The organism is Streptomyces sp. NPDC051684 (genome assembly GCF_044453445.1).
Classification (GTDB): domain Bacteria; phylum Actinomycetota; class Actinomycetes; order Streptomycetales; family Streptomycetaceae; genus Streptomyces.
Genome location: NZ_JBITCS010000018.1, coordinates 128,475 through 136,170, shown reverse-complemented (window position 1 = coordinate 136,170; position 7,696 = coordinate 128,475). Strand labels below are relative to the sequence as shown.

Genomic DNA, 7,696 nt, shown 5'->3' with positions numbered 1-7,696 from the left:
GGGGCCCCCCGGCGGGCGCCCCCCCCCCCCCCTCCCCCCCGTGCGGGCTGTCCCCCCCCCCCCTAGGGCTTGTCTTTTGGATCAGGCCGGGCTCGCGGGGCCTGATCCAAACGACAAGCCCTAGCCCCTACGCCTCGCTTGCGCGGCACCGGGGCGCCGCACATCAAGCCCCTGCGGCGGGTGGGCAAATCAAGCCCCGCCGGCGATTGAGGCGCGGGGGCCGGGGCAGAGCCCCGAGGGCGCAACGCCGGTTCCGCGCAACAAGGACACCGGTCGCCGAGTCGCACACACGCTCGCTTAATCTGTGGCGCATGAAACGCGCGGGCTGTCTGGTCCTCTCCTTCGTCGCCGTGGCCCCACTCGCCACGGCCGCCGTCTATTTCCTGTCGCCGGACGACAAGCAGGACGACGGGGCGGGACCACGCCCCATCGCCTCCGCCCCGGCCCGCCCCGGCAACCAGTCGGAAGCGGAGCGCAAGGCCGACGACAAGGCCATCGCAAGCCTGCCGCCCGGGCTCGCCGCCCCGGAGAAGAAGGAGCTGGCCCAGCAGATCGTCGCCAGCGCCGAGAACTCGACGCTCGACTGGCGCGGCCAGTACGGCTACATCGAGGACATCGACGACGGCCAGGGCTACACCGCCGGCATCATCGGCTTCTGCACCGGCACCCACGACCTGCTGACCCTGGTAGAGCGCTACACGAAGGCCCACCCGGACAACGGCCTGGCCCGCTACCTCCCCGCCCTGCGCGAGGTCGACGGCACGGACTCCCACGAGGGACTCGACCCCGGCTTCACCGCGGCGTGGAAGCAGGAAGCCACGCACAAGGCCTTCCGGGACGTCCAGGAGAAGGAGCGCGACCGCGGCTACTTCGACCCGGCGGTCCGCCTCGCCAAGCTCGACGGCCTGGGCACGCTCGGCCAGTTCATCTACTACGACGCGATGGTCCTGCACGGCCCCGGCACGGGCCCGCACGGCTTCTACGGCTTGCGCGAGGCGGCCCTGAAGGAGGCCGACACCCCGGCCCAGGACGGCCGGGAGAAGGCGTACCTCGACGTCTTCCTCGACCTGCGCCGCAAGGCGATGAAGTCGAAGAACCCCGACCGCGACACGACCCGCATCGACACGGCGCAGCGCCAGTTCCTCTACGACGGCAACCTGTCCCTGAAGACCCCGCTGACGTGGAAGGTCTACGGCGAGACGTTCCGCATCCCGGGCTGAACGCACCGCGACGCCCGCCCAGCGTCCGGTCGGGGACTGTAGGGCGAGCGTCGCGCTCTGTTCCGTACGCCGTTGTACGGGACGTATCTTGACGGCCTGTCAGGCCGTGCGGATCACACGGCCAGCGCGCGGTCCGTCGGGCGGATCGGAGCGGGCAGCTCCGACACCCCGGTCAGGAAGCGGTCCACGCCGCGGGCGGCCGAGCGGCCCTCCGCGATGGCCCAGACGATCAACGACTGGCCGCGGCCGGCGTCGCCCGCCACGAACACACCCGGCACGTTGGTCTGGAACTCGTCGTCGCGGGCGACGTTGCCGCGCGCGTCGAGGTCGAGGCCGAACTGCGAGACCAGACCGTTCTCCTGGTCCGTGCCGGTGAAGCCCATCGCGAGGGTGACCAGCTGCGCCGGGATCTTGCGCTCGGTGCCGGGCTTGTTGACGAGCTTGCCGTCGACGAACTCGACCTCGGAGAGGTGCAGCCACTGGACGTTGCCGTCCTCGTCGCCCTCGAAGTGAGTGGTGCCCGCCGAGTAGATGCGCTCGCCGCCCTCCTCGTGCGCGGAGGTGACCTTGTAGAGCATCGGGAACGTCGGCCACGGCTGCGTGGTCGTGTTCCGGTCGTCGTTCGGGCGCGGCATGATCTCCAGCTGCGTCACCGAGGCGGCGCCCTGGCGGTGGGCGGTGCCCACGCAGTCGGCGCCGGTGTCGCCGCCGCCGATCACGACGACGTGCTTGCCCTCGGCGGTGATGGGCGGCTGGACGTAGTCGCCCTCCTGCACCTTGTTCGAGAGCGGCAGGTACTCCATCGCGTAGTGGATGCCGTTGAGTTCACGGCCGGGCACCGGAAGGTCACGCGACACGGTCGCACCCGCCGCGACGACGACGGCGTCGTACCGCTTGCGCAGACCCGCGGCGTCGATGTCGCGGCCGACCTCCACACCCGTGCGGAACTTGGTGCCCTCCGCGCGCATCTGCTCGATGCGGCGGTTGATGTGGCGCTTCTCCATCTTGAACTCGGGGATGCCGTAGCGGAGCAGGCCGCCGATGCGGTCGGCGCGCTCGTAGACGGCGACCGTGTGACCGGCCCGCGTCAGCTGCTGCGCGGCCGCCAGACCGGCCGGTCCCGACCCGATGACCGCGACGGTCTTCCCGCTCAACCGCTCGGGGACCTGCGGGGCGACGTCGCCCCGGTCCCACGCCTGGTCGATGATCGAGACCTCGACGTTCTTGATGGTGACGGCCGGCTGGTTGATGCCGAGCACGCACGCCGACTCGCAGGGGGCCGGGCAGAGACGACCGGTGAACTCCGGGAAGTTGTTGGTCGCGTGCAGGCGCTCCTGCGCGGCCGACCAGTCCTCGCGATAGGCGTAGTCGTTCCACTCGGGGATCAGGTTCCCCAGCGGGCAGCCGTTGTGACAGAACGGGATGCCGCAGTCCATGCAGCGGGACGCCTGCTTGCTGATGATGGGCAGCAGGGACCCGGGAACGTAGACCTCGTTCCAGTCCTTGACGCGCTCCTCGACCGGGCGGGTCTGCGCGACCTCGCGGCCATGGTTGAGAAAGCCCTTGGGATCAGCCATTGGTCGCCGCCTCCATCATCTTCTCGGTGATCTCGGTCTCGGAGAGACCGTCTCGCTCGGCGGCGTCCTTGGCGGCGAGCACTGCCTTGTACGTGCTGGGGATGATCTTCGTGAACCGGGCCAGCGAGGTGTCCCAGTCCGCCAGGAGCTTCTCGGCGACCGTCGAGCCGGTCTCCTCCTGGTGGCGGCGCACGACGTCGTGCAGCCACTGCTTGTCGGTGTCGTCGAGGGGCTCGACGGCCGACTTGTTCCCGGCGTTGAGGTTGTCCGGGTCCATGTCGATGACGTACGCGATGCCGCCGGACATGCCGGCCGCGAAGTTGCGGCCCGTCTCGCCGAGGATCACCGCGTGGCCGCCGGTCATGTACTCGCAGCCGTGGTCGCCCACGCCCTCCGAGACGACCGTGGCACCGGAGTTGCGGACGCAGAAGCGCTCGCCGGTGCGGCCGCGCAGGAACAGCTCGCCGCCCGTCGCGCCGTACGCGATGGTGTTGCCGGCGATCGTCGAGTACTCGGCGAGGTGGTCGGCGCCGCGGTCCGGGCGGACGACGACGCGGCCGCCGGAGAGGCCCTTGCCGACGTAGTCGTTGGCGTCGCCCTCCAGGCGCAGCGTGACACCGCGCGGCACGAACGCGCCGAACGACTGGCCCGCGGAGCCCGTGAAGGTGATGTCGATGGTGTCGTCGGGCAGGCCCGCGCCACCGAACTTCTTCGTCACCTCGTGGCCGAGCATGGTGCCGACCGTGCGGTTGATGTTGCGGATGGCGACCTGGGCGCGCACCGGCTGGGCGTCCGTCTGGTCGTTCGCGGCGAGGGCGTCGGCGGCGAGCTTGATCAGCTCGTTGTCGAGCGCCTTCTCCAGGCCGTGGTCCTGCTCGATGATCCGGTGCCGGACGGCGCCCTCGGGCAGCTCGGGCACGTGGAACAGCGGCTCCAGGTCGAGGCCCTGCGCCTTCCAGTGGTTCACGGCCCGCTCGGTGTCGAGGAGTTCGGCGTGGCCGACTGCCTCCTCGATGGAGCGGAAGCCCATCTCGGCGAGCAGCTCGCGGACCTCTTCGGCGATGAACTTGAAGAAGTTGACGATGTACTCGGCCTTGCCGGAGAACCGCTCGCGCAGCGTCGGGTTCTGCGTGGCGATGCCGACCGGGCAGGTGTCCAGGTGGCAGACGCGCATCATGACGCAGCCGGAGACGACGAGCGGCGCGGTCGCGAAACCGAACTCCTCGGCGCCGAGCAGCGCGGCGATCAGCACGTCGCGGCCGGTCTTGAGCTGGCCGTCGGTCTGCACGACGATGCGGTCGCGCAGGCCGTTGAGCAGCAGCGTCTGCTGGGTCTCGGCGAGGCCGAGCTCCCAGGGGCCACCGGCGTGCTTGAGCGACGTGAGCGGCGAGGCGCCCGTACCGCCGTCGTGGCCGGAGATCAGGACGACGTCCGCGTGCGCCTTGGACACACCGGCCGCGACCGTACCCACGCCGACCTCGGAGACCAGCTTCACGTGGATGCGGGCCTGCGGGTTGGCGTTCTTGAGGTCGTGGATCAGCTGAGCCAGGTCCTCGATGGAGTAGATGTCGTGGTGCGGCGGCGGGGAGATGAGGCCCACGCCCGGCGTCGAGTGACGCGTCTTGGCGACCCACGGGTAGACCTTGTGGCCGGGCAGCTGGCCGCCCTCGCCGGGCTTGGCGCCCTGGGCCATCTTGATCTGGATGTCGTCGGAGTTGACCAGGTACTCGGAGGTCACACCGAAGCGGCCGGAGGCCACCTGCTTGATCGACGAGCGGCGCGCCGGGTCGTACAGGCGCTCCGGGTCCTCGCCGCCCTCACCGGTGTTGGACTTGCCGCCCAGCTGGTTCATGGCGATGGCGAGGGTCTCGTGGGCCTCGCGCGAGATGGAGCCGTACGACATGGCGCCGGTCGAGAAGCGCTTGACGATCTCGGAGGCCGGCTCGACCTCGTCGATGGAGATCGGCTCGCGGCCCTCGGACTTGAAGTTGAACAGTCCGCGCAGCGTCATGAGGCGCTCGGACTGCTCGTTCACGCGGTCCGTGTACTTCTTGAAGATGTCGTAGCTGCCCGAGCGCGTGGCGTGCTGGAGGCGGAAGACCGTCTCCGGGTCGAACAGGTGCGGCTCGCCCTCGCGGCGCCACTGGTACTCGCCGCCGATGTCGAGCGCGCGGTGCGCGGGGGCGATGCCGGAGGCCGGGTAGGCCTTGGCGTGCCGGGCGGCGACCTCCTCGGCGATGACGCCGAGGTCGGCGCCGCCGATCTTGGTGGTGGTGCCGTTGAAGTACTTCTCGACGAAGGCCTCGTCGAGGCCGACGGCCTCGAAGACCTGGGCGCCACGGTAGGAGGCGACGGTCGAGATGCCCATCTTGGACATGACCTTGAGGACGCCCTTGCCGAGCGCGTAGATCAGGTTGCGGATCGCGTCCTCGGCGGAGCCCACCTCGTCGGCCTTGAGGAAGGTGCCGGCGCGGACCAGGTCCTCGACGGACTCCATGGCGAGGTACGGGTTGACCGCCGCGGCACCGAAGCCGATGAGCAGCGCGACGTGGTGGACCTCGCGCACGTCACCGGCCTCGACGAGGAGGCCCACCTGGGTGCGCTTCTTCGTACGGATGAGGTGGTGGTGGACGGCCGCGGTGAGCAGCAGCGACGGGATCGGCGCGTGCTCGGCGTCGGAGTGCCGGTCGGAGAGCACGATCAGGCGGGCGCCGGCCTCCAGGGCGGCGTCGGCCTCGGCGCAGATCTCGTCGATCCGGGCGGCGAGGGAGTCGCCGCCGCCGTGCACCCGGTACAGGCCGGACAGGGTCACGGCCTTCATGCCGGGCATGTCGCCGTCGGCGTTGATGTGGATGAGCTTCGCGAGCTCGTCGTTGTCGATCACCGGGAACGGCAGGGTGACCGCGCGGCACGTGGCGGCCGTGGGCTCAAGCAGGTTGCTGCCGGGGCCCAGCGGGGAGCGCAGCGAGGTGACGAGCTCCTCGCGGATGGCGTCCAGCGGCGGGTTGGTGACCTGCGCGAACAGCTGCGTGAAGTAGTCGAAGAGCAGCCGCGGGCGGGCGGACAGGGCCGCGATCGGGGTGTCCGTGCCCATCGAGCCGATCGGCTCGGCGCCGGCCTTGGCCATCGGCGCGACGAGGATGCGGAGCTCTTCCTCGGTGTAGCCGAAGGTCTGCTGGCGGCGCGTGACGGAGGCGTGCGTGTGCACGATGTGCTCGCGCTCGGGGAGGTCGGAGAGCTCGATCTCGCCGGCTTCGAGCCACTCCTCGTAGGGGTGCTCGGAGGCGAGGGCGGACTTGATCTCCTCGTCCTCGATGATGCGGTGCTCGGCGGTGTCCACGAGGAACATCCGGCCGGGCTGCAGGCGGCCCTTCTTGACGACCTTGGCCGGGTCGATGTCGAGGACGCCGACCTCGGAGCCGAGGACGACGAGGCCGTCGTCGGTGACCCAGTAACGCCCTGGACGCAGACCGTTGCGGTCGAGAACGGCGCCGACCTGGGTGCCGTCGGTGAAGGTGACGCAGGCCGGGCCGTCCCAGGGCTCCATGAGGTTGGAGTGGTACTGGTAGAAGGCACGCCGGGCCGGGTCCATGGAGGCGTGGTTCTCCCAGGCCTCCGGGATCATCATCAGGACGCTGTGCGGCAGCGAACGGCCACCGAGGTGCAGCAGCTCCAGGACCTCGTCGAAGGAGGCGGAGTCGGAGGCGTCCGGCGTACAGACCGGGAAGATCCGCGCGAGGTCCTCGGCGTTGCCCGATCCACCGAAGAGGTCGGACCCGAGCTGCGACTCACGGGCCCGCATCCAGTTGCGGTTGCCCTTGACGGTGTTGATCTCACCGTTGTGCGCGACGAAGCGGTACGGGTGCGCCAGCGGCCACGACGGGAAGGTGTTCGTGGAGAACCGGGAGTGCACGAGCGCGATCGCGGATGCGAAGCGGCGGTCGGACAGGTCCGGGAAGAAGGGCTCCAGCTGGCCGGTGGTCAGCATGCCCTTGTAGACGATCGTGCGCGCGGAGAGCGACGGGAAGTACACGTCGGCCTCGCGCTCGGCGCGCTTGCGCAGCACGAACGCCTTGCGGTCGAGCGCGATGCCCCGACAAGCAGCAGGGGAACCGTCCGCGACGAAGATCTGGCGGAAGGCCGGCATCGTCGAGCGGGCGGTGGAGCCGAGCAACTGGGGGGCGACCGGGACCTCGCGCCAGCCGAGGACGTTCAGGCCCTCTTCGGCGGCGATCGTCTCGATCTTCGAGACGTAGCCCTCCGTGCCCTCCTCGGGCAGGAAGGCGATACCGACGGCGTACGCACCGGCCTCGGGGAGGTCGAAGTCGACCACCTCGCGCAGGAAGGCGTCCGGAACCTGGGACAGGATGCCCGCGCCGTCGCCCGAGTCGGGCTCGGAGCCGGTGGCACCGCGGTGTTCCAGGTTTCGCAGAACGGTCAGCGCCTGCTCGACCAGCGTGTGGCTCGCCTCGCCGGTGAGGGTGGCCACGAACCCGACGCCACAGGCGTCGTGCTCGTTACGCGGGTCGTACATGCCCTGGGCAGCAGGGCGAGCATCCATGTGCGACCAGGTCTGGCCGCTGTTGGAATGCTGGGACGGCTGGCGCGAGGTACGCATCGGCTCTCCCGTCGTCGTCGTGGCAAATTACGTGCCGAGGGACGACGTTGGCCCTCTGCGGAGAAGTGCAGCTCAAAAAATTTCGTGCAGATTACATGATGGGTCGGTTCTCGGGAACCGGATACTGCGTTCCAACATGCGGACACCGCGGGTGGCGGCGGGAGAGGCCTCGCCGGGCAGATCGTTGACCGAGGGCCGGGATGGTGCCGGGTGCGCCGCGGGCCTCATTGCCCCCAGCGCTTACGGCTCATGCCCCGTGGTCAAGTAATCGAAACCGCGCG

The 7,696-nt window shown here is 69.9% G+C and carries 3 protein-coding genes; 1 reads left to right on the top strand and 2 read right to left on the bottom strand.

The window, feature by feature from the left end:
• The first annotated feature begins 311 nt into the window (after nucleotides 1-311).
• Nucleotides 312-1,220, top strand: coding sequence for a chitosanase (locus ACIA8D_RS22660; RefSeq protein WP_399234793.1), 909 nt, complete (start codon nucleotides 312-314; stop codon nucleotides 1,218-1,220).
• Nucleotides 1,221-1,333: 113 nt separating this feature from the next.
• Here ACIA8D_RS22660 and ACIA8D_RS22655 read toward each other — a convergent pair whose 3' ends face one another.
• Both ACIA8D_RS22655 and gltB read right to left on the bottom strand, forming a co-directional pair.
• Entirely contained in the window at nucleotides 1,334-2,797 is a 1,464-nt protein-coding gene (locus ACIA8D_RS22655; RefSeq protein ID WP_399234791.1) for a glutamate synthase subunit beta, read from the bottom strand.
• On the bottom strand, nucleotides 2,790-7,415 hold the full coding sequence (gltB, locus tag ACIA8D_RS22650; protein WP_399234790.1) for a glutamate synthase large subunit: 4,626 nt from the start codon (nucleotides 7,413-7,415) through the stop codon (nucleotides 2,790-2,792). Before gltB ends, ACIA8D_RS22655 begins: the two co-directional genes overlap by 8 nt.
• Nucleotides 7,416-7,696 lie beyond the last annotated feature (281 nt).